Genomic DNA, 21,080 nt, shown 5'->3' on the forward strand with positions numbered 1-21,080 from the left:
GAAATGAGTAAAATTGCTGTTTGAGAAATAAAACTTTTGCGGCTGAAACTAACTACTGACCACTAACAATTCACTACATGAAACCCAGTTTCAACGATATATTCATGAACTTGGCCACCGACCTGGCCCGGCGTTCGCATTGCGTAAAGGCGCAGGTAGGGGCGGTGCTCACTAAAGATACCCGTATTATATCCATAGGCTATAATGGTCCACCGGCAGGTACCCATAACTGCGATGAAGAATGGCCTACAACAGGCTGCGCGCGCGATGCTAAAGGAAGCTGCTCACTCGCCTTACATGCCGAAGAGAATGCTATTTTGTATGCGGTAAAGAATGGCGCTAACCTGGAAGGGGCAACGCTTTACACCACGCTATCGCCGTGTTTGCCATGCGCAAGGCTAATCTACTCGGCAGGTATTAAATATGTGCTGTACGATAAATCTTATGCGGCATACAAAGGCCTGCCCAGCGATGAGGGTGTTGATTTTTTGAACCGTTTCGGGGTTGTAGCCGTGAAGATGGATACCGGGATTACTGACCTGTAAAGGGCTTTATCTTGCCCAGGGCAAAGTCAAGCTGCTCGTCGGGAGTAAGATGGCTGTTGTCTAATATAATAGCGTCATCGGCCTGCACCAGCGGACTTTCTTCACGTGTGGTATCATCATGATCGCGCAGGGCAAGGTTATCAAATACCTCTTCCATCGTGATCTCCGGATTTTTTACTACCAGCTCTTTATAACGTCGTTCGGCACGGATCTTAGGGTCGGCTGTCATGAACAGTTTTACCTGCGCATCGGGGAATACGGTAGTTCCAATATCGCGGCCATCCATAATAATATTAATGGATTTACCCATCAGCTGCTGCTGTTTCACCATGGCATGCCTTACCTCGCGAATGGCGGCTACCTTGCTCACGTTTGATGCTACGTGCATTTCGCGGATCTCGTCAGATACATCCTCGCCGTTAAGTAATATATGGGCTTGCTCACCTTCAGAGCGGAAGGTGATATGTACATTATCCAAAGCTTCTGTTACCTTTGCAGCATCAGTGGTATCAACCTGGTTTCGCAAAAAGTACAGGGTTACGGCACGATACATGGCGCCGGTATCAATATAAACGAAATGAAGTTTTTTAGCTAATGCCTTGGCAATGGTGCTTTTGCCGCATGATGAATAGCCGTCGATAGCTACTACGATATTGTTGCTCATAGGCTACTAAGGTACAAAAAACAGTGTTTTTATCCTGATTTTATCACAATATCTTTGAAATGAATTTCACAAAAAACGACCTCCAGAAAGAGGTAAGCTATAAAACATCGCGCAGCGGGGGCAAAGGCGGGCAAAATGTAAACAAGGTTTCTACCAAGGTAGAATTACTGTTCGATATTAACGGTTCATCACTTTTTACCGACGACGAAAAAGCCCTGCTGAACCAGCGTTTGCAATCGCGCTTCAATAAAGATGGTTTGGTACAGGTAGTTTGCGATGAAGAACGCAGCCAATACCTGAACAAAGAAAAGGCCATTGAAAAACTGATCAACATACTTACCAAAGGCCTGCATGTTGCCAAGGTACGCAAGCAAGTTAAGGTTAGCAAAGCGGCAAAGGCCGCGCGCTTAGATAGTAAAAAGCAGCAATCCTCCAAAAAAGAAAGCCGCCGTAAAGTAACCGACGATTAATTGAAACGGTAGTACAATGCTGCCGTACCCCATTGGTGCGATGATTTCATCATCTCCTTAACATCGCGGGTATGGAAGGTGGCTGATAACTGCGCCATCCAGCGGCTACCACCATAAGCCAGCCCGATCTGATTGCTGATCATGATGTGTTTTGGCGTTAGTGTAACCTCGTTGGCATCATCTTTGTTTTTAAAGATATTGCCCTGCACGGTGGCATCATAAGCTACATAGTTAAAGAGCGGTTTGTAAAACAGGAACAGTTCATATTTATGCAGTGGTTCGGCAGTACGGTTTTTAATAGCGGTACTTTGCGTGCTGTACGAGTTAAAAAGCTGGTTGAAATTACCAATCCTAAACATAGGGCCAACACCAACACCGTTAAAGCCGGTACCTACATTAGCGTACGAAGTAAGGCTTACATCGGCATCGCCACCGCGCGCCAGCAGCCTGTTATACTCGGCCGAAAGATTGATCTGTACATTGTTTTTTACCTGGTATTGCCAGCCGTTCAATTCGTAAAAACCGAAGGTGTCGTGTATTACCTGTTGTGCCTGCCTGCCTAAAGCCGCCGGACCAACAACGCCTACCTGCGCACCCAGTTTAAGGTTACTTTCGTTTTTATAGAGTAAGTTAAGGCTCGATCCTAAATAAAGGTATCCCGCGAAAGGCCTGTCGATATAGCTTTTGTCAGGTACCGAGCCCGATATAGGGTTAAAGATCTTTTGTCCGACCTCGATACCTAAAACCTTATTGGCGAGCGAAGTGCCTTCGGGAACGGTTAAAGCCTGGTTATAATAAATAAATAGGCCGTTGGTGTAATACCTGTCTGATCCCTGCGCTAAAAACGAGTCGTTTTCCGATACGATACCAACTTCCTGCGTATGTGTTTGGGCAAAGGTGTTGTTAATACATAACAGCAACCCCGATAATATTAATAATTTAAGTTTCATTAGTTTATAAAAGTAAACATATATAAAAAGCCGAACAATTGTCCAGCTTTTAAATTTTTTAATTTGTTTCCCAAACGCGTCATTGCGAGGAACGAAGCAATCTCCGGTAAGCTACCGAAATTAATTTAGAACCGGTTTGGTTTCTTCAATCACCTTCAGGTCGAGTGGTTCGCTCACTTGCTCGTTAAGTAGTGCAAGCTTAATTACATCGCGCATATCGGTAACGTAATGGAACTGCAAATCTTTGATGTAGCTTTCCTTAATATCAAGTATATCTTTCTGGTTCGATTTACATAGGATGATCTCTTTAATATTGGCACGTTTAGCCGCCAGTATCTTCTCTTTAATACCACCTACAGGCAATACGCGGCCACGCAGGGTAATTTCACCCGTCATAGCTAAATGAGGTTTAATTTTGCGTTGGGTAAATGCCGAAGTAAGGGCGGTAAGCATAGTTACACCTGCCGATGGGCCATCTTTAGGGGTGGCACCTGCCGGTACGTGAATATGCACATCCCATTGATCGAACAGTTTGGCGTTAATATCAAAGTAAGATGCATGCGCGCGCAGGTAAGCCATAGCTATGGTGGCCGACTCTTTCATTACATCACCCAGGCTACCGGTTAAGGTCATGCGGCCCTTGCCCGGACTTAAACTCGCTTCAATAAATAGTATGTCGCCACCTACGGATGTCCAGGCCAGGCCTGTTACCACACCGGCAACATCGTTACCTTCGTACAGGTCTTTATCGTAAATAGGGGCACCCAAAATGGTTTCAACGTCCTTTTTACTTACAGTTGGGTTGTATGGTTCTTCCATGGCGATGTTCTTAGCCACGCCACGTACTACCGAACCAATCTTTTTCTCTAAAGCACGTACGCCAGATTCGCGGGTGTAATCCTCAATAACCTTCTCAATCACATCGTTCTTTATCACCACGTCTTTGGTTTTAAGGCCGTGTGCTTCGCGTTGCTTTGGTACAAGGTGCTGTTTAGCTATCTCTATTTTCTCTTCAATGGTATAGCCGTTCACCTCAATGATCTCCATACGATCGAGCAATGCAGGTTGTATAGAGCTTAAAGAGTTGGCCGTAGCGATGAACATCACGTTCGACAGGTCGAAATCCATCTCCACATAATGATCATAAAAAGTACTGTTCTGTTCCGGGTCAAGCACCTCTAACAATGCAGATGACGGATCGCCACGGAAATCGTTACCTACCTTATCTATCTCATCCAAAATAAACACGGGGTTAGCAGCGCCGGCTTTTTTTACCGATTGAATAATACGGCCCGGCATAGCGCCGATATACGTTTTACGGTGACCCCTTATTTCGGCTTCATCACGCACGCCGCCAAGCGCCATACGTACATATTTACGCCCTAAAGCCTTAGCGATAGATTTACCCAGCGAGGTTTTACCAACTCCCGGAGGACCTACCAAACAAAGGATAGGAGCCTTCATGTCGTGCTTTAGCTTAAGCACCGCAAGGTATTCTATAATACGTTTCTTTACCTTATCCAACCCGAAGTGGTCTTTATCAAGCACTTTTTGGGCGCGTTTAAGGTCGAAATTATCTTTAGTGAACTCGTTCCATGGCAGGTCGAGCATCAGTTCAAGGTAGTTGATCTGTACCGAGTAATCGGCTGCTGCCGGATTGGTACGGGCCAGTTTTTCAAGCTCTTTAGTAAAATGATTTTTAACCTCAACGTTCCATTTCTTTTTAGCCGAACGCTGGCGCAGGTTCTCAATTTCCAGATCGGGAGAGGTACCGCCCAGTTCTTCCTGGATGGTTTTCAATTGCTGGTTCAGGAAATAGTCGCGCTGCTGCTTGTCCAAATCAACACGTACCTTGGTTTGTATCTGGTTTTTAAGCTCCAGCATTTGCAGGTCGAGCGTTAAATGCTCCAGTACAATGTTGGCACGCTCGCGCAGGTTGGCAACTTCAAGCAATTGTTGCTTGGCTGCCATATCGGCATTCATGTTTGAAGCCACAAAATTGATGAGGAACGAAGTGCTTTCGATATTGCGGATAGCGATACCGGCTTCGCTCGGGATGTTTGGCGACAACTGGATAATGCTCATGGCCATGTCTTTAATAGACGATATCATGGCCTTAAACTCTTTATCCTCTTTTATTTTAGCATCGCGGAACGGCTCTATGGTCGCTTTTATATAAGGTTCGCTTTGTAGCTCCTCGTTAAGTATAAAGCGTTTTTTACCCTGAATAATAACAGTGGTATTACCATCGGGCATTTGCAGCATTTTTATAATGATGGCAACGGTGCCCACCCTGTTCAGTTGATCAAAGGTTGGATCTTCAATGGCTACATCCTGTTGCGATACCACACCTATCATGCGGTCGCTTTTATTGGCATCGCGTATCAGTTTAATTGATTTATCGCGGCCAACGGTAATAGGGATAACTACGCCGGGAAAAAGAACGGTATTGCGCAGGGGTAATATAGGTAACGATTCAGGCACCTCCTCGTTGTTCATCTCAGCTTCATCCTCTGACGACATCAGCGGGAAAAACTCAGAATCATCGTTGATGATAGGTAAAGTGCTCTTAAAATCAAAAGGATCGAAATTCATCAAATGTTATTTATATAATAAAAAGAACGACAAATTGTCACATTAAATATGAGACTAATGCAATATATTGCGCTCGTAAAATACGGTATTATATGTTTCAAGATACATGCCAGTATATTTATAGTATACGTAAAGTATTTGCATTTAGCTTCAATGTGTTGAAAACTAACGCTATGCGAAATGTGAGTTTAACGCAGGCTGTGTAATTAAATTACCATACTGTGAAAAAAAGTCATGCTTTGTAAAAAATGCCTGCTTAAATTATTTTGCATAAAAGCATGTTATCAGTATAATAATTTGTTTCAAAGTTAGTTAATGTAATACTAATTTTGTTGCTTTATAACCCGATTGATGAAGTTAACTGCCATAGTATCCATTTTAATTGTGTCTTCGCTCGAAGCTACGTTTGCGCAAAACGCTTACGTTAAGTTGGGCGAGCAGGCCTTAATGGATGGCAATTTTAAAAGCGCCGTTAAGCAACTGGAAAAAGCCTGCGTGGTTGATTCAACCAATGCCAACGCTTTGTGGATGCTGGGCTACTCTTACTACCACAGCGATAATTTCAAAAAATCAATAGCCGCCTATAACAAGGTGATCGCTATAAAACCAACCGATGCTTCGGCTTATTACTATAGGGCAAGGGCAAAAAGCTTTTTAGGTAAAGACGCGTCTTTAAGTCTTGCAGAAAAAGAAAAGAACCTGTTGGGGGCTATTTACGACCTCACCCGGGCCATTGCCGTAAACCAGGACCCCGATGATGTAAAGCTGCTGCAAAACCGTGGTATCGCTTATCGTGAGTATGGTATATTCAAGCTACAACCCAATCCGGCATCTTTCGACAGAAACCGTGGTTTGAGCGCCCTGAAAGCATCTATTGCCGATCTGGAAAAGGTATTGAATACAAATCCCGGCCGTTCGGATATTTCTTTACTGGTCGATCTTTCTAAAGAAAAGCTGGCTTCAGCCCAAGGGCACCGTTAGCGCAAAATTCCCTCTATTTTATATTTATTGGTACCCAATAACTTAACCGACTGCCTTTTTTCTATCAGGTATAACGAATCGGGAAAGTAAGTGAGCTTTTCGCTGCTTTGGTACAGCAGGTTATCGGTGTGGTTGTATATCATTACCAAGTCGACTTTGCCGCTGTGTTTACGCACCAGTATTTCCTTTGTTTTTAGCTCGGGCAGTTTGGCCTTGTAAATGATGAGGCTGTCGCCGCTGTTGGCAATAGTATAGCTATCGCGCCAGGATGGCTTGTTGATATCTGAAATGGTGAAAAGGTCGAGCTCGGCCGTCCAGTTCTTAATATGTACCTTTTGGGTTTGGGTATCGTTATTATGCGAGGCCGATTTTGTTACCGCGGGATTAAGCTTGGTTAAGCGCACCGCCTCGTTTTTAAAATAGGCGCTAACATCGAAAAACCTTTTTTCGGAACCTGTTTCTTTTACATCAGGCCTGCAAGAGTACAAGCCCGATGTAATAAGAACAGCGCTCAACGGTGTGAGCAGATATTTATTAAAGTTTTTATACCAGTACATTACCGGTCATTTCTGCTGGAATTTCAACGCCTAAGATGCTCAACACGGTAGGTGCAATGTCGCCCAGTTTACCGTCTTTTACCTCTTTAACATCGCTATCGATAATAATACAAGGTACCAGGTTGGTAGTGTGCGCGGTATTTGGCGATCCATCATCATTGATCATGTAATCGGCATTACCGTGGTCGGCCAGTATAATAAACGAGTAGCCATGTTTTAAACCTGTTTCAACAACAGCCTGTGTACAGGCATCGGCTGTTTCGGCAGCTTTTACTACGGCTTCAAATACACCTGTATGGCCAACCATATCGGTATTGGCAAAGTTAAGGCATACAAAATCAGGCCATTCGTTTTCCAGTTCCGGGATGATCGCGTCGCGGATACCGGCTGCGCTCATTTCGGGCTGTAAATCATAAGTAGCCACCTTTGGCGATGGTACTAACAAACGCTTTTCCTCATTAAACTCTTTTTCGCGGCCACCCGAAAAGAAGAAAGTTACGTGCGGATATTTCTCTGTTTCGGCTATACGGATTTGTTTTTTACCGGCATCCTGCAATACCTCCCCTAAAGTTTTGGTCAAGTCATCCTTGGTAAATACAACGCTTACATTTTTAAATGTGTCGTCGTAAGTGGTCATGGTAACGTAACGAACGTTCAGCGGGTGCAGGTTATATTCAGGGAATGCCTTTTGCGTAAGCGCCAGGCTGATCTCGCGGCCCCTGTCGGTACGGAAGTTAAAGCAAAGCACTACATCGCCTTCTTTAATTACAGCAAGCGGCTGGCCCGCGCCGTCAGTTTTTACTATCGGGTTAACAAACTCATCGGTAACACCTTCGGCGTACGATTTTTTTATCGAATCGATAACGCTTTCAGTTGGTTCGCCAATGGCATTCACCATCAGGTCGTATGCTTTTTTAACACGCTCCCAGCGGTTATCGCGGTCCATAGCATAGTAGCGGCCAATAGCCGAAGCCAGTTTTACAGGTGTGTTTTCAATGTATTGTTCAACATCGGTAACAAAACCCAGGCCCGATTGCGGGTCGGTATCGCGGCCATCTAAAAAGGCATGGATAAATACTTTCTCCAAACCGTACTCTTTAGTAACATCAACCAAACCTTTAAGGTGGTAAATGTGCGAGTGCACGCCACCGTCAGATACCAGGCCGATGAAATGCACATCGCGGTTGTTTTGTTTGGCGTATTCAAAGGCTTCCTTGATAACCGGGTTGGTGCCCAGTTCTTTATCGTCAACCGCTTTATTAATGCGGCCAAGCTCCTGGTAAACCACGCGGCCGGCACCTAAGTTCATGTGCCCAACTTCGGAGTTACCCATTTGCCCGGCAGGCAGGCCTACAGCCGTGCCTGATGCTTCAAGCTTTGAATTTGGATAGTTTTGCAGCAGCGAATCAACAAAGGGAGTTTTTGCTGCCAATATAGCGTTCGACTGATCGTTACGACCGTAACCCCAGCCATCAAGTATGATTAATGCGAGTTTTTTCTTATTTTCCACAATGCAAATATAAAATCTGCCGGTAACTTTAATGCAATTACTGTGTATAAGTTTATTTTATATTGCAACAAATTTTCGCTTTATTGCTTATATATAATTATGAAGAAGCTAAGTTACCTGCCCCTGCTGATGATCTTGTACCTGCTTCCTCATGCAGCGGTTGCCGACCCTATTGATAACGTTGCCGAACTAATAAAACAAGGAAACACCAAAGAACTTGCCAAGCTATTTGCATCAACCATAGATATTACTATACTGAAAGATGAAAATGTGTATTCAAAAACACAGGCAAGTATTATACTGGAGAAATTTTTCAATCAAAATAAGCCCAAAGCTGTTAAGGTAGTACATAAAGTGAACACTAACCCAACTTACAGGTTTGGCGTTTTATTACTCACAACCGAGAAGGGTACATACCGCATATCATTTACCCTTAACGAGGTTAAAGGAGTTTTACAACTCATAGAATTGCGTATTGAAACGGAAAAGACTTGATAATTGGCAATTGTTCTTATTTTTGAGGCCATAAAACAAGAAATTTGGATAAGACATTTATTATACCCTTTATAAAAAACGCCCTGCACGAAGATGTAGGCGACGGCGACCACACTTCACTGGCTACCATACCGGCAGGTACGCTGGGCAAAGCAAAACTTTTAGTTAAAGACGAAGGCATACTGGCAGGCGTAGAGCTTGCCGTTGAAATATTTCATGAGGTTGATGCTGATTTACAGGTAAATGTATTTTTAAACGACGGCGCTGCTATAAAGCATAAAGATGTAGTGCTTGAGGTAGAAGGCGATGTAAAAAGCATCCTTACAGCCGAAAGACTGGTGCTGAATTGCATGCAACGTATGTCGGGCATTGCCACACGCACTCACGAAATTGTTGACATGCTGAAAGGTACCAATACCAAGGTGCTGGACACCCGTAAAACCACACCGGGGATGCGTTACCTCGAAAAATGGGCGGTACGGATAGGAGGGGGAGTTAACCATCGTTTCGGTTTGTACGATATGATCCTGATTAAGGATAATCATGTTGATTACTCAGGAGGTATACGCCAGGCCATTGAAAACGCGCACCAATATATAGCCAATACCAAGAAATTAGCCATTGAAATTGAGGTGCGAAACTTTGAAGAACTGGAACAGGTTTTGCAAACAGGCGGTGTAGACCGTATATTGCTTGACAATTTTAATTTTGCCGACCTTCGCGAAGCAGTAAATATGATTGAGGGGCGGTATATTACCGAAGCATCGGGTGGTATAACTGTTGATAACGCCCGCGAATACGCGGCTTGCGGGGTTGATTATATATCGATGGGCGCGTTAACGCATTCGGTAAAAAGTTTAGATCTCAGCCTAAAAGCTGTTAAAATATAATAAACAAGTTTTTTAACCTTTATACAATTTATATACGGGTATATGATATCCATCTATTCAATTTCAGCGCTTATACTGGCCTATCTGTGCGGGTCAATTCCAACGGCTGTTTGGATAGGTTTGTCATTTTATGGCATCGACGTGCGCGAGTATGGCAGCGGCAACGCCGGCGCAACAAACACTTTCAGGGTATTGGGTAAGCAGGCGGGTATACCCGTAATGCTTATCGATATACTAAAAGGTTGGACAGCTACCAACCTTGCTTATTTTATAGGCGTATCAACTACCGGTCCGCATAATTCAATAGCGTTTACCAACTACGCGCTTGCCCTGGGTATAGCCGCGGTAATGGGCCATTTGTTCCCGGTTTTTGCAGGTTTCAGGGGCGGTAAGGGCATCGCTACATTATTTGGAATGATATTAGCTATAAACCTGCATGCGGCTCTGCTTTGCGTGCTGGTATTTATTACGGTATTGCTAATAACCAAGTATGTATCACTAAGTTCAATAATGGCAGGTTTTACTTATCCTATCGGGGTTACATTTATTTTCCCGGTGTATATTAAATCGGTCATTATATACGGTATGTGTATATGTATCCTGATATTGGTAACCCATCAAAAAAATATCGAACGTTTACTAAAAGGCAAAGAGTCCAAAGTGAATTTATTTAAGAAAAAAACTACTTAAACTCTATGAAAGCATTTAAACCCCTGATCGCGATTACAACGGCTATTCTATTGTACTCGTGTTCAACAGTACCACTTACCGGCCGTAAGCAATTAAGCCTGGTAGGCGACGCCGAAATAAACCAATCGGCAGCGGCAAGTTACAAGCAGTTACTCACCGACCCTAAAACCAAGGTAGTGACCGGCACCAGCGACGCGCAGCGTGTTAAGCGTATTGGTAACCAGCTGGCGGTAGCTATTGAAAAATATTTAAAAGATAACGGTTATGCCGATCAGTATAACTTTACTTGGGAATTTAACCTGATACAAAGCCCCGAAGTAAACGCATGGTGTATGCCGGGCGGTAAGGTGGCTGTGTACAGCGGTATATTGCCGGTAACTGCTACTGACGCAGGTTTAGCCACTGTAATGGGCCACGAAATTGCCCACGCTATTGCAAAACATTCTGCCGAACGCATGTCACAGGAGTTGGCAGCGCAAACAGGCGGTAGTTTGATCGGCGCGGCTTCAAGTACTCAATCAGCTGCCACACAGGCACTGATCAGTAAATTATATGGTGTTGGCGGACAGCTTACCCTGTTAAAATATTCACGTAACCAGGAGTCGGAAGCAGATCGTTTAGGGTTAACCTTTATGGCTATGGCCGGTTATAACCCTAACGAGGCAGTTGCTTTTTGGCAACGTATGGCCGCGCAAAATAAAGGCGGCGCGCCACCGGAATTTTTAAGTACCCACCCGGCCGATGCTACCCGTATAAGCGCTATACAAAAAGCTATCCCCGAAGCCATGAAATATTACAAAAAGGGTTAATATAAAATATCACATCCCGCCCCGCAAGGCGGGATTTTTTGTATGGAGAAAATTAAGTTCTTAACCGCCAGCTGGAAAAATCTTGTAATGCTCAATTATGAGGTAGATCCTGAAATATTGAAACCCTATTTACCCGCCGCTACCGAGCTTGATTATTGGCAGGGGAAGGCACTGGTAAGTATGGTGGGTTTCCTTTTTCACGATACCCGGGTAATGGGCGTGAAATGGCCGGGGTATGTAAACTTTGAGGAAGTGAACCTACGCTTTTATGTGCGGCATTTTAACGGTACAGAATGGAAGCGCGGCACGGTATTCATCAGCGAAATTGTACCTAAAAGGATGATACCGCTGATTGCGAATACGCTTTATAAGGAGCATTATGTACGCATGCCCATGCGGCATAGCATTGCCAAACCTGATGATGCGAACACCCAATATTTGTACGAGTGGAAGTTAAAAGGCAGGTGGAATAAATTGGGGGCAACGGTTAATAACAATTTCCTCGCTATGCAACCCGGCAGTGCCGAAGAATTTATTTTGGAGCATTACTGGGGCTATAACCGCTTAAGCGATACCAGTTCGATGGAGTATGGTGTAGAGCATGTATCATGGAAAGTGGGTGCCGTGAGTAATTACGTTTTCGATGCCGATGTAAAAGCGCTGTATGGCGAAACTTTCGCGCCGTATTTATCTGTAGAGCCTTATTCGGCATTTTTCGCGGAAGGATCGGAGATCGTTGTACGGTCGGCCACTAAAATGAGGATTGGCCCAGCACTTCAAGAATAGCCTTCGCTTTCAGCAGGCATTCTTCGTATTCCTGTTCGGCATCAGCATCAATGGTAATGGCGCTGCCCGCATGAAAGGATAGGTAACGGCTTTGGGCATCGTACAAAATACTTCTGATCACTACGTTAAAATCAAAGTCATCATCCGGACTAAAATAGCCTATCGCTCCTGAATATACCCCACGTTTGCTGCGTTCGTATTGTTCCATTAAACGCATGGCGCTCACCTTGGGTGCCCCCGTCATGCTACCCATGGGGAAGGTGTTTTTGATGGCCTGAACAGGACTTACACCCGCGGCTATTTCGCAGGTAATGGTCGATATCATTTGGTACACCTGCTTAAAACCATATATGCCAAATAATTCTTCGGTTACCACGGTGCCCTGCCTGGCCGAACGGGTAAGATCATTGCGAACCATATCAACCACCATTACGTTCTCCTGTAACTCTTTGGTGTGGTACCGGAGTTGCAGCTTGTTAAGTTCATCTTCTTCAGGGTCATCGCTGCGTTTGGCGGTGCCTTTTATGGGTTGCGAAATCAGCTTGCCACCGCGTTTCGCCAAAAAGCGTTCGGGCGTAGCGCAGATGATGTATTTATCGTTCAGCTTAAAAAAGGAGGCAAAGGGGTTTGGAGATACCTCATTCAGATTTATAAATACTGATAACGGATTGATCTTGGCGTCTTCCGCATAAAACTCCTGGCAAAAATTGGTCACGTAAATATCGCCGCGGGCAATGTGCTCTTTTACCTTATTTACGGTACTAACGTATTCCGTTTTGGTAAAGCGGGTTTTTATTTGTGCAGATGGTTGGGATGGGGCAGAATGAATGACTTGATTGTTAATACTGCTAAGTACAAAATCAGCATCCTCTGCCACAATTTCAACCTTATTACCTTTTATAATAATAAGGTATCGCGGTGCGAAGAAATACAGATCGGGGAAATGCAGGTTATCGGTATTGTTTGAACTGAGTTGCTCAACTTCGTTCTTCAGGTCGTACCCGAAAAAGCCGGTGATCCAGCCATTGTGCTTAAACCGGAATGCTTCCAGCTGACTAAAAGCATTGCCCGAGTTGGCCAATACCTCATCCTTTTTGCCAATGGCAATTAAAGTGTCGAATTTAGAGTAAGCGTCGGTAAAACCGTTCGCATCCAAATAACAGGCAACATCAAAGCTCCCTGCCCACAATAATGCTTTTTGCTTGAATGTTTGAAGATCGCCTACCTGTACTATCACGCTGCAAAAATAGATAACAAAAGCATTTCTACACGCCTTTAGTATCAATACTTGTTTCTTTCCTGATCTTTTTAGATTCTTTTAAACTCTTGCTAAAAAGGGTTGACAGGTACTGCGCAATTTTATGTGATGGTAATTCTATAGTTAAATAGATAAGGTAAGAGATTGCAATGGTTGCAAATATGAACATGAAGTATGTAGCAGCGCTGAAGCTGAAGTAATTACTCAATGCAAGAAATACCAGTATATGGCACAAATAAAGCGAGTAAGAGAACTTACCGCAGAACTCTAAAACGGATAAAGGCTTGTTGGCGCGGTAATAAACTATTTCCTTTTCAATCCACTTAACAGCCAATAACGCAAAGATATTTAAGGTATACATGTAGCTTAGGTAGAAATGGAACATGGCAATCAGCGATGCAATTGACGCTGCAAGAACAACTGTTCTGTACAAAATCAGCGTTTTGAAATTCACTATACTTCTTTTTTTATCAATTTCGCCGGCCAAAGTTACGCCCAACAGCCAGCAAGGCAATCCTATAATAGCGGTGGGGATAGTGCCAAGGCTTTGGTATCCGCCATCAAAGTTTATGTTTTTGTGTTGGATAAATGAGAGAAAGGAATCCCAGTTAAATATTAAAATTACAGCATACGAAAGTATGAAGCTGAAAATAAACAGCTTTTTCCAGTTGACTTTCGATATGAATAATAAAGGATAGATAACATAGTAAATCATTTCGCAATACAAACTCCAAACCGGAAGCGTGTTGAAATAATTATAGTAAGAAGCAATAAAGCCAACGATTAATAAGGGAATCCCGATGCGGAAGATCCGACGGATCAAGAAGCCGGTAACATCAAACTTGTCTTTATTTCTGTAAGGAAAATGAATGACAAAGCCGGATATCACAAAAAACGCGATGACAGCTGCCGGTCCGCAAAACAAAATGTGACTTACAGACACAAGCGTTTTAATGATTAAATTCTGTGAATTTTCAAAAGCATCAAAAGGGTTGGGGAAATGAGCAAGCATTACAATTACTGCTAACACAAGCCTAATGCTATCTAACCCATAGATCCATTTTGTTTTTTTTGTGGCAATTGCAGGCGATGAACTCATTGATGAGAAGGTTTAAGTTTCTCAATAAAAGTAGAATAAAATTCATCGACTGAACGTAACAAATTAGATATGAAACAGATAGCTCAGAATAGGTTTGTGTACTGCCGCGAATGATAGAAGGGGAGAGAAATTTAAGGAATAGTGTTCTTTTGGATGGACAACGGCTGCAATGTATCCCAACAAAAAAACGCCTCATAAATAAATATGAGGCGTTTTATTATGTTTTAATACGTTTCTTAGTGTAATACTAAAGTTTGTTTCCTGTCCGGACCAACAGATAGGTATTTTACCGGTACGCCCAGTTCAGCTTCCAGGAAATCAATATATGATTGCAGTTTAGCCGGAATTTCTGATAGTTCGGTAATGCCTGTAAGGTCTTCGTGCCAGCCATCAATTTCTTTCAAAACGGGTTTCGGCTCAATAGTGCAAATGTCGTACGGCATGTAGTCGATAATTTCACCGGCATAATCGTAATGTGTGCATGCGTATATCTTTTCAAATCCGCTTAATACATCGGCCTTGGTCATTACCAGTTGGGTAACACCGTTTAGCATAATGGCGTATTTTAAAGCCGGAAGATCGATCCATCCTGTACGGCGCGGGCGACCTGTTGTTGCGCCAAACTCATGACCAACACGACGTAGTTCTTCACCTGTTTCGTCGTTAAGTTCGGTAGGGAAGGGGCCACCGCCAACACGGGTGCAATAAGCTTTGAAGATACCTATCACATCGCCAATTTGCTTTGGCGCTATACCTAAACCGGTACAAGCACCGGCAGCGGTAGTATTTGATGAGGTAACAAAAGGATATGAACCGAAGTCGATATCGAGCATAGCGCCTTGCGCGCCTTCTGCCAGTACTTTTTTACCTTTTTTAATATAATCGTTAACCAAATGCTCCGAATCAACCAGCGGGAATTGTTTAATTACGTTGATCGCTTCGAAGAACGCTTGCTCCCTTTCAGAGAAATCGGCCACATCACCATATAATGATTGCAGCATTGATTTGTGTTTTTCAACCAGTTTATGGTAGCGCTCTTCAAAATCGGGCAGGGTAATATCGCCAATACGCAAGCCGTTGCGGCCGGTTTTGTCCATATAAGTAGGGCCTATACCTTTTAAGGTAGAACCAATTTTACCTTCGCCCATCTTTTTTTCAGAAGCCGCGTCGAGCAACTGGTGGGTAGGCAATATCAAGTGCGCTTTTTTAGCGATCACCAGGTTCTTTTTAGCCAACAGATCGTGCCCGGCATCTTTTAATTTATCAAGTTCCTTTTTTAAGGTGATAGGGTCAATTACAACGCCGTTACCTATAAGGTTAAGTGTGTTGTCAAAAAATATACCTGAAGGAATAGTGTTCAATACGAACTTTTTGCCATCAAATTCTAAAGTGTGCCCTGCATTCGGCCCGCCCTGAAAGCGTGCGATCAGATCATAATCTGCACTAAGAACATCAACAATTTTACCTTTACCCTCATCGCCCCACTGGAGGCCTAATAATACGTCAACAGCCATTATTTAAGTTAATGATATTACATGAAAGGGGGCAAATTTAAACTTTTCTGTCACAATAGCCGTCTTTTAATTTAGAACAATTTCCATAAAGGTTTAAAGAGTGGTGTTTGATGTCGAATTTCAGCAATTCGCCCATCATGCTTTGTATCTGCTGGATACGCGGATCGCAAAACTCAACCACCTTACCGCAGTCGATGCAAATGATATGATCGTGTTGTTTGTAACCGTAAGATTTTTCGAACTGGGCCATGTTTTTACCAAACTGGTGCTTGGTAACCAAATCGCACGAAACAAGCAGTTCAAGCGTATTATATACAGTAGCACGGCTTACACGGTATTTTTTATTCTTCATGTGGATGTATAACGACTCCACATCAAAATGGTCGCTTCTTGAATATATCTCTTCCAGAATGGCAAAACGCTCGGGCGTTTTACGCAAACTTTTGTTTTCAAGATAGGCTTCAAATATTTTTTTTACCAGTGCTATAGTTTCCTGTTGCAGCATAATCGGGTATAAGTAATAAATAAAAGGTAAAGGTATTAATAAGAATTGAGATACGTATAGTAATCGATAGCAAACACATAACAATCAGACAAAAGGCCGACAAAAATAGAGGCAAGAGTTGAGAGTCAAGAATCAAGATTTGAGCTCGCTTAGCGTTTGTAAATATGACTACCTCCTGATTCCTGCCTCTTAACTCTTGATTCTAATTCCTTAATTCTTAACTCTCATTTCCTGATTCCTGACTCCTGACTCTCAACTCTTGACTCTAACTCAAGACGCTTTCTCCGCTATCGAATCAAAACGGTCAACCGAGGTTACGCCGCGTACTTGTTTTAGTTTCTTTACCAAATCTTCAAGATGTTGAGTGTCATTTACATACACCATAATGGAACCCTCGAAAATACCGTTGTCGCTGTCAACTGTTATGGAGCGCATGTTCACCTTAAAGTCGTTTGATATAACGGTGGTGAGCTTGTTGATCAAGCCCACATCATCAATACCGCGTATGCGTAAGCCGGTAAGAAAAGCCAGTTCCTGCTGGTTTGTCCAGCGGGCTTTTACAATGCGGTAACCGTAGTTAGCCATCAGTTTAGCGGCGTTAGGGCAGTTGGTACGGTGTATCTTAATGCCATCGCTCACGGTGATAAAGCCGAACACGTCATCGCCGGGAATTGGGTTGCAGCAGTTGGCCAGTTTGTAGTCAATCTTCTGCATATCCTCGCCTATCAGCAACATATCGCTGTCTTTAGCTTTAATGTTGCGTAGCAGGCTTTGTACCTGGTCGGCCTCTATTTTATCCTGTGGCTTGTTCTCAATTACCTTTTCAGATAGCTGGTACTCCTTCAGGTGCTTCATATCAATAAGGCCTTTGGCCACATTGTAAAAAAGATCCTGTGTTGAGCCCAGCTTAAAGTAATAGCTTAGCTTATGTATGTTCTCGGAATTGTAAGTAATCTTCAGCGATTTTAGCTTCCGCTCCAGTATCTCCTTACCGTCCTCGGCAATTTTACGTTTAGCCTCCTTAAGTGCCGATTTAATTTTGGCTTTCGCCTTGGCGGTAACCACAAAGTTGAGCCAGTCTTCCTTCGGGGTTTGCTTGCCCGATGTGATGATCTCTACTTGGTCGCCATTTTGCAGTTTATAGCTTAGGGGCACCAGTTTATGGTTGACCTTGGCGCCTATACAACTGGCACCCACATCGGTATGTATCTCAAAAGCGAAATCGAGCGCGGTAGCGTTCAACGGTAACTGTATCAACGCGCCTTTAGGCGTAAAAATGAAGATCTCATCACTGAAGAGGTTCATTTTAAAATCGTCGATAAAGTCGAGCGCGTTTGAGTCCGGGTTTTTCAGCATTTCGCGTACCTTTTGTACCCATTGGTCGAGGCCACTATCGGTGCTCGATTCCTTGTACTTCCAGTGCGCCGCGAAACCTTTTTCGGCAATCTCGTTCATGCGGGTAGTGCGTATCTGCACCTCAACCCACTGCCCTTTAGGGCCCATTACCGTGGTGTGCAATGATTCGTAACCGTTAGCCTTCGGCGATGAGATCCAGTCGCGCAGGCGATCGGGGTTAGGGCGATACAGGTCGGTAACTATAGAGTAAGCTTTCCAGCAGTCGGCTTTTTCATGTTCCGGCGGACTATCCAATATAATCCGTATGGCAAACAAGTCATACACCTCCTCAAACGGAATAGATTTTTTCTTCATCTTATTCCATATCGAGTTGATTGATTTCGGCCTGCCAAATACATCAGCTTCAAGTCCCTGGCCTTGCAAAACCTTCTTCACCGGATCAATAAAATCGCGGATGAATTTTTCGCGCTCGGCCTTCTTCTCGTTCAGCTTCTTTTTAATGAGCTGGTAAGTTTCGCGCTCCATATATTTCATGGACAGATCTTCCAGCTCCGATTTTATGGCGTATAAACCCAGGCGGTGTGCCAGCGGCGCATACAGATATACGGTTTCTGATGATAGCTTAAGCTGCTTATCGCGCGGCATAAACTCCATCGTACGCATGTTATGCAGCCTGTCGGCTAGTTTTATCAGTATCACCCTCACATCATCGGCAAGGGTAAGCAGCATTTTACGGAAATTTTCGGCCTGTAAAGAGCTGTTGGTATCAAACACGCCCGATATTTTGGTTAAGCCGTCGATAATTTTGGCTACTTTTTTACCAAATTCCCTTTCAATATCATCAAGGGCAACGTCGGTATCCTCCACCACATCGTGCAGCAGGGCGCATACTATAGAGGTAGTACCCAAGCCTATCTCCTCGGCAGCAATTTGCGCCACGGCAATAGGGTGGTATATATAAGGTTCGCCAGATTTGCGGCGCATATCCTTATGGCTTTCTAAAGCCATATCGAAAGCCTTGCGTATCATGCGTTTATCACCCTTTTGCAAGGTTGATTTACACGCACGCAGCAAAGCCCGGTATCTCTTTAATATCTCGTTCTTTTCGGCTTCCAGGTCGATCACTAAATCTTTCATGTACGAACTTTAAAATATATCACTAACTTGTAACAAAATGTGTTTAAATTGCAGTTGATCTCCAATTACCTGAAAAATTGCACTAATTTTGTATACAAGTAAAAATATGAAATTTATTGGTTTTATATTGTCATTGTTTTGTTGTTTACCGGTTGCGGTGCTAAAAGCGCAGGATGCACCGGCTAAGCCTCAACGTGCTCAATTGGGCAAAAATGATACCATCAAAACCTATATGACCGATCTTGACGGTGAACTGGTGCCATGGATAGTGATGCACGATATCAATATACGCGATACCCGTATTTTTGCCAGCGAGGATGACAGGTTAAAATACCGCCGTTTACGCTATAACGTATACAAGGTAATGCCTTATGCCCGCTACGCAGGCGAGCGTTATCGCCAGTTGCAGCGCGACCTGGCCGTTACTGCCGATAAGAAAAAACAAAAAGAGCTGGTGAAAGCCTGCGAAAAACAAATTAAAGATCTGTTTAACAAAGAAATTAAAAACCTGACAATCAGTCAGGGTGAGGTATTAATAAAGTTGATTGACAGGGAAACCGGCAACACCAGTTTCGCCATGCTTAAGGAACTCAAGGGCGGCCTTAACGCATTCATGATGCAATCTGTAGCACGTATTTTTGGGCACGATCTTAAGGAAGAGTATGACCCCGAGCAGGAACGCGATATAGAGAACATCATCCGTACATCAAACTTCGATACGCCCTATAATTGATAAATGAGCGATACGAACATCTACCAGTTCAGCGTACCTAAGCTGGATGGGGAGGAACTTAACCTGTCGGTATTTAGCGGCAAGGTTTTACTGATAGTAAATACAGCATCGCAATGCGGCTTTGCACCACAGCTTAAAGAATTAGTAGCTTTAAAGGAAGAATTTTCGGGACAGGATTTTGAGATACTGGCTTTCCCTTCTAATGATTTTGGCGGACAGGAGCCTTTAGAAGGTGTCGAACTGGCTGCCTTTTGCGAAAACGTGGCCACCAATTACCTTACCTTTGATAAAGTGAGGGTAAGAGGACCGTACGCGCATCCGCTATATAAGTTTTTGGCGGATAAAAAGCTGAACGGAACGGTTAATTCAACACCGCGCTGGAATTTTCATAAGTTTTTAATTGACAGATCGGGTGCCGTGAAGGATTTCTTTTTCCCTTTTACAAAACCTACATCTTCAAAAATCAAAAAGCAAATAAGCCGTTTAATAGCGGCCGGCAAATAAGAATATATTTTTATGACTAAGTTAGATATACTGGTATTATCTGTTCATCCGGATGATGCCGAATTAGGTTGCGCGGGCACCTTACTTAAACACATAGCACTCGGTAAAAAGGCAGGCATTGTCGACCTTACCCGCGGCGAACTGGGCACCCGCGGCACCCCCGAAATACGTGAGGAAGAAGCGCAGGAAGCAGGCCGAATACTGGGGTTAGCTGTCCGCGAAAATTTGGGTTTGCCTGATGGTTTTTTTGAGAACACGAGGGAGTACCAGATCAAGATCATCGAAGTGATACGTAAATACCAGCCCGAAATTATCATCACCAATGCCTATCATGATCGTCACCCCGATCATGGGCGTGCTAATGAGCTGGTAGAGGCATCGGTGTTTTTATCGGGATTGCGCAAAATTGAAACTACTTATAACGGCGAACTGCAAAAGGAATGGCGCCCAAGCCTGGTGCTGCATTTTATACAAGACAGGTATATTGAGCCCGATATATTGATAGACATAACTGAACACTGGGATAAAAAGGTGGAAAGCGTATTGGCGTTTAAATCGCAGTTTTACAACCCCGACTGGGTAGAAGATGAACCACAAACTTACATTTCATCACCCGTATTTATGCAGCGCACCGAAGCCCGCGCCCTTGAACTGGGCAAAAACATAGGCGTTAAATATGCCGAAGGTTTTACTTCAGTAAAGTTATTGGGAGTTGATAATTTATTCAACCTGCTGTAAAAGCGGTTAAATGAGTAATGTCATCGAACGAGGTACGAGGAGAAACTACTCTCTTGAGCGATAGCGAAAAATCTTCTGCTTTGAGCAAATATCAGACATGTATGCTCTCTCATTGGTCAGTTCTTCGTTAGGAATGGTTCTACTTTAATCGAACGTTAGTGGATGTTCTTTTTTCTTTTCGTGGCTGTTGCACAATATTGGCTGTTGAGGTCAATTATTATTAACTTATCAATATCCGTCCAAATGTTCAAAACGTTGTTGATGGGTGCATACTATTAAATAAAGTAAAGAAGA

21 protein-coding genes are annotated in these 21,080 nt (G+C 43.5%); 11 read left to right on the top strand and 10 right to left on the bottom strand.

All coding sequences use genetic code 11. The features are described 5' to 3' along the window. Positions 1-77 precede the first annotated feature (77 nt). Positions 78-545, top strand: a complete 468-nt coding sequence (locus ABD894_RS23845) for a deoxycytidylate deaminase (protein WP_345213601.1) — start codon at positions 78-80, stop codon at positions 543-545. On the opposite strand, the gene cmk is transcribed toward ABD894_RS23845, so the two are convergent. Further along, positions 532-1,209: a (d)CMP kinase gene (gene cmk, locus ABD894_RS23850; protein ID WP_345213602.1), complete on the bottom strand. Its 678-nt coding sequence runs from the start codon at positions 1,207-1,209 to the stop codon at positions 532-534. The genes ABD894_RS23845 and cmk overlap by 14 nt on opposite strands. 59 nt (positions 1,210-1,268) lie before the next feature. Here cmk and arfB point away from each other — a divergent pair, with 59 nt between their 5' ends. Continuing rightward, positions 1,269-1,679 (top strand): alternative ribosome rescue aminoacyl-tRNA hydrolase ArfB, encoded by a 411-nt coding sequence (gene arfB, locus ABD894_RS23855; RefSeq protein ID WP_345213603.1) that lies wholly within the window; start codon positions 1,269-1,271, stop codon positions 1,677-1,679. Here arfB and ABD894_RS23860 read toward each other — a convergent pair. Further along, positions 1,676-2,629, bottom strand: a complete 954-nt coding sequence (locus tag ABD894_RS23860; protein WP_345213604.1) for a lipid A deacylase LpxR family protein — start codon at positions 2,627-2,629, stop codon at positions 1,676-1,678. The two genes, arfB and ABD894_RS23860, sit on opposite strands and share 4 nt — an antisense overlap. Positions 2,630-2,749: 120 nt before the next feature. Continuing rightward, positions 2,750-5,224 (bottom strand): endopeptidase La, encoded by a 2,475-nt coding sequence (gene lon, locus ABD894_RS23865; RefSeq protein WP_425563010.1) that lies wholly within the window; start codon positions 5,222-5,224, stop codon positions 2,750-2,752. Between the two features lie 351 nt (positions 5,225-5,575). Here lon and ABD894_RS23870 point away from each other — a divergent pair, with 351 nt between their 5' ends. Beyond that, positions 5,576-6,205, top strand: a complete 630-nt coding sequence (locus ABD894_RS23870; RefSeq protein WP_345213606.1) for a tetratricopeptide repeat protein — start codon at positions 5,576-5,578, stop codon at positions 6,203-6,205. Here the strand turns inward: ABD894_RS23870 and ABD894_RS23875 are convergent. Further along, a complete protein-coding gene (locus ABD894_RS23875; protein WP_345213607.1) occupies positions 6,202-6,762 on the bottom strand; it encodes a hypothetical protein in 561 nt (186 codons plus the stop codon). The genes ABD894_RS23870 and ABD894_RS23875 overlap by 4 nt on opposite strands. Beyond that, positions 6,749-8,272: a 2,3-bisphosphoglycerate-independent phosphoglycerate mutase gene (gene gpmI / locus ABD894_RS23880; RefSeq protein ID WP_345213608.1), complete on the bottom strand. Its 1,524-nt coding sequence runs from the start codon at positions 8,270-8,272 to the stop codon at positions 6,749-6,751. The genes ABD894_RS23875 and gpmI overlap by 14 nt, the downstream gene beginning before the upstream one ends. Before the next feature lie 99 nt (positions 8,273-8,371). On the opposite strand from gpmI, the gene ABD894_RS23885 reads away from it, so the two are divergent. From ABD894_RS23885 to ABD894_RS23905, 5 genes are read left to right on the top strand one after another with little or no spacing between them, the layout of a single operon-like run. Continuing rightward, a complete protein-coding gene (locus ABD894_RS23885; RefSeq protein WP_345213609.1) occupies positions 8,372-8,767 on the top strand; it encodes a DUF4783 domain-containing protein in 396 nt (131 codons plus the stop codon). 44 nt (positions 8,768-8,811) lie between these two features. Further along, complete coding sequence (gene nadC, locus ABD894_RS23890) at positions 8,812-9,657, top strand: carboxylating nicotinate-nucleotide diphosphorylase (RefSeq protein WP_345213610.1); 846 nt, start codon at positions 8,812-8,814, stop codon at positions 9,655-9,657. A gap of 42 nt (positions 9,658-9,699) precedes the next feature. After that, positions 9,700-10,347, top strand: a complete 648-nt coding sequence (plsY, locus tag ABD894_RS23895; RefSeq protein ID WP_345213611.1) for a glycerol-3-phosphate 1-O-acyltransferase PlsY — start codon at positions 9,700-9,702, stop codon at positions 10,345-10,347. 5 nt (positions 10,348-10,352) lie between these two features. Next, the gene (locus ABD894_RS23900; protein ID WP_345213612.1) at positions 10,353-11,156 is read left to right on the top strand and encodes a M48 family metallopeptidase; all 804 of its coding nucleotides are present in this window, start codon (positions 10,353-10,355) and stop codon (positions 11,154-11,156) included. Between the two features lie 42 nt (positions 11,157-11,198). Beyond that, entirely contained in the window at positions 11,199-11,942 is a 744-nt protein-coding gene (locus ABD894_RS23905) for a YqjF family protein (protein WP_345213613.1), read from the top strand. Here ABD894_RS23905 and ABD894_RS23910 read toward each other — a convergent pair. The 5 genes from ABD894_RS23910 to ABD894_RS23930 form a co-directional block, all read right to left on the bottom strand. Further along, positions 11,908-13,179, bottom strand: coding sequence for an anthranilate synthase component I family protein (locus ABD894_RS23910; protein ID WP_345213614.1), 1,272 nt, complete (start codon positions 13,177-13,179; stop codon positions 11,908-11,910). The two genes, ABD894_RS23905 and ABD894_RS23910, sit on opposite strands and share 35 nt — an antisense overlap. A 28-nt stretch (positions 13,180-13,207) precedes the next feature. Next, positions 13,208-14,299: an acyltransferase family protein gene (locus ABD894_RS23915; RefSeq protein ID WP_345213615.1), complete on the bottom strand. Its 1,092-nt coding sequence runs from the start codon at positions 14,297-14,299 to the stop codon at positions 13,208-13,210. 236 nt (positions 14,300-14,535) lie between these two features. Further along, positions 14,536-15,813, bottom strand: coding sequence for an adenylosuccinate synthase (locus tag ABD894_RS23920; protein WP_345213616.1), 1,278 nt, complete (start codon positions 15,811-15,813; stop codon positions 14,536-14,538). 37 nt (positions 15,814-15,850) lie between these two features. Then, positions 15,851-16,318: a Fur family transcriptional regulator gene (locus tag ABD894_RS23925; protein ID WP_345213617.1), complete on the bottom strand. Its 468-nt coding sequence runs from the start codon at positions 16,316-16,318 to the stop codon at positions 15,851-15,853. Positions 16,319-16,588: 270 nt separating this feature from the next. Next, the gene (locus tag ABD894_RS23930) at positions 16,589-18,811 is read right to left on the bottom strand and encodes a RelA/SpoT family protein (RefSeq protein ID WP_345213618.1); all 2,223 of its coding nucleotides are present in this window, start codon (positions 18,809-18,811) and stop codon (positions 16,589-16,591) included. Between the two features lie 106 nt (positions 18,812-18,917). On the opposite strand from ABD894_RS23930, the gene ABD894_RS23935 reads away from it, so the two are divergent. The 3 genes from ABD894_RS23935 to bshB1 are packed head-to-tail and all read left to right on the top strand — an operon-like array spanning position 18,918 to position 20,786. Beyond that, the gene (locus ABD894_RS23935; protein WP_345213619.1) at positions 18,918-19,544 is read left to right on the top strand and encodes a DUF4294 domain-containing protein; all 627 of its coding nucleotides are present in this window, start codon (positions 18,918-18,920) and stop codon (positions 19,542-19,544) included. Between the two features lie 3 nt (positions 19,545-19,547). Continuing rightward, positions 19,548-20,048 carry a glutathione peroxidase gene (locus tag ABD894_RS23940; RefSeq protein ID WP_345213620.1) on the top strand — a complete coding sequence of 167 codons (501 nt, stop codon included), beginning with the start codon at positions 19,548-19,550 and terminating at the stop codon, positions 20,046-20,048. Between the two features lie 12 nt (positions 20,049-20,060). Then, positions 20,061-20,786 carry a bacillithiol biosynthesis deacetylase BshB1 gene (gene bshB1, locus ABD894_RS23945; protein ID WP_345213621.1) on the top strand — a complete coding sequence of 242 codons (726 nt, stop codon included), beginning with the start codon at positions 20,061-20,063 and terminating at the stop codon, positions 20,784-20,786. Positions 20,787-21,080: the final 294 nt, after the last annotated feature.

The organism is Mucilaginibacter gynuensis, from assembly GCF_039541195.1.
Lineage (GTDB): Bacteria > Bacteroidota > Bacteroidia > Sphingobacteriales > Sphingobacteriaceae > Mucilaginibacter > Mucilaginibacter gynuensis.

Excerpts from the sequence above, each read along its gene's own strand:
- ABD894_RS23845 (WP_345213601.1), top strand. The coding sequence starts at position 78 with ATGAAACCCAGTTTCAACGATATATTCATGAACTTGGCCACCGACCTG.
- cmk (WP_345213602.1), bottom strand. The coding sequence starts at position 1,209 with ATGAGCAACAATATCGTAGTAGCTATCGACGGCTATTCATCATGCGGC.
- arfB (WP_345213603.1), top strand. The coding sequence starts at position 1,269 with ATGAATTTCACAAAAAACGACCTCCAGAAAGAGGTAAGCTATAAAACA.
- ABD894_RS23860 (WP_345213604.1), bottom strand. The coding sequence starts at position 2,629 with ATGAAACTTAAATTATTAATATTATCGGGGTTGCTGTTATGTATTAAC.
- lon (WP_425563010.1), bottom strand. The coding sequence starts at position 5,224 with ATGAATTTCGATCCTTTTGATTTTAAGAGCACTTTACCTATCATCAAC.
- ABD894_RS23870 (WP_345213606.1), top strand. The coding sequence starts at position 5,576 with ATGAAGTTAACTGCCATAGTATCCATTTTAATTGTGTCTTCGCTCGAA.
- ABD894_RS23875 (WP_345213607.1), bottom strand. The coding sequence starts at position 6,762 with ATGTACTGGTATAAAAACTTTAATAAATATCTGCTCACACCGTTGAGC.
- ABD894_RS23885 (WP_345213609.1), top strand. The coding sequence starts at position 8,372 with ATGAAGAAGCTAAGTTACCTGCCCCTGCTGATGATCTTGTACCTGCTT.
- plsY (WP_345213611.1), top strand. The coding sequence starts at position 9,700 with ATGATATCCATCTATTCAATTTCAGCGCTTATACTGGCCTATCTGTGC.
- ABD894_RS23900 (WP_345213612.1), top strand. The coding sequence starts at position 10,353 with ATGAAAGCATTTAAACCCCTGATCGCGATTACAACGGCTATTCTATTG.
- ABD894_RS23905 (WP_345213613.1), top strand. The coding sequence starts at position 11,199 with ATGGAGAAAATTAAGTTCTTAACCGCCAGCTGGAAAAATCTTGTAATG.
- ABD894_RS23915 (WP_345213615.1), bottom strand. The coding sequence starts at position 14,299 with ATGAGTTCATCGCCTGCAATTGCCACAAAAAAAACAAAATGGATCTAT.
- ABD894_RS23920 (WP_345213616.1), bottom strand. The coding sequence starts at position 15,813 with ATGGCTGTTGACGTATTATTAGGCCTCCAGTGGGGCGATGAGGGTAAA.
- ABD894_RS23925 (WP_345213617.1), bottom strand. The coding sequence starts at position 16,318 with ATGCTGCAACAGGAAACTATAGCACTGGTAAAAAAAATATTTGAAGCC.
- ABD894_RS23930 (WP_345213618.1), bottom strand. The coding sequence starts at position 18,811 with ATGAAAGATTTAGTGATCGACCTGGAAGCCGAAAAGAACGAGATATTA.
- ABD894_RS23935 (WP_345213619.1), top strand. The coding sequence starts at position 18,918 with ATGAAATTTATTGGTTTTATATTGTCATTGTTTTGTTGTTTACCGGTT.
- ABD894_RS23940 (WP_345213620.1), top strand. The coding sequence starts at position 19,548 with ATGAGCGATACGAACATCTACCAGTTCAGCGTACCTAAGCTGGATGGG.
- bshB1 (WP_345213621.1), top strand. The coding sequence starts at position 20,061 with ATGACTAAGTTAGATATACTGGTATTATCTGTTCATCCGGATGATGCC.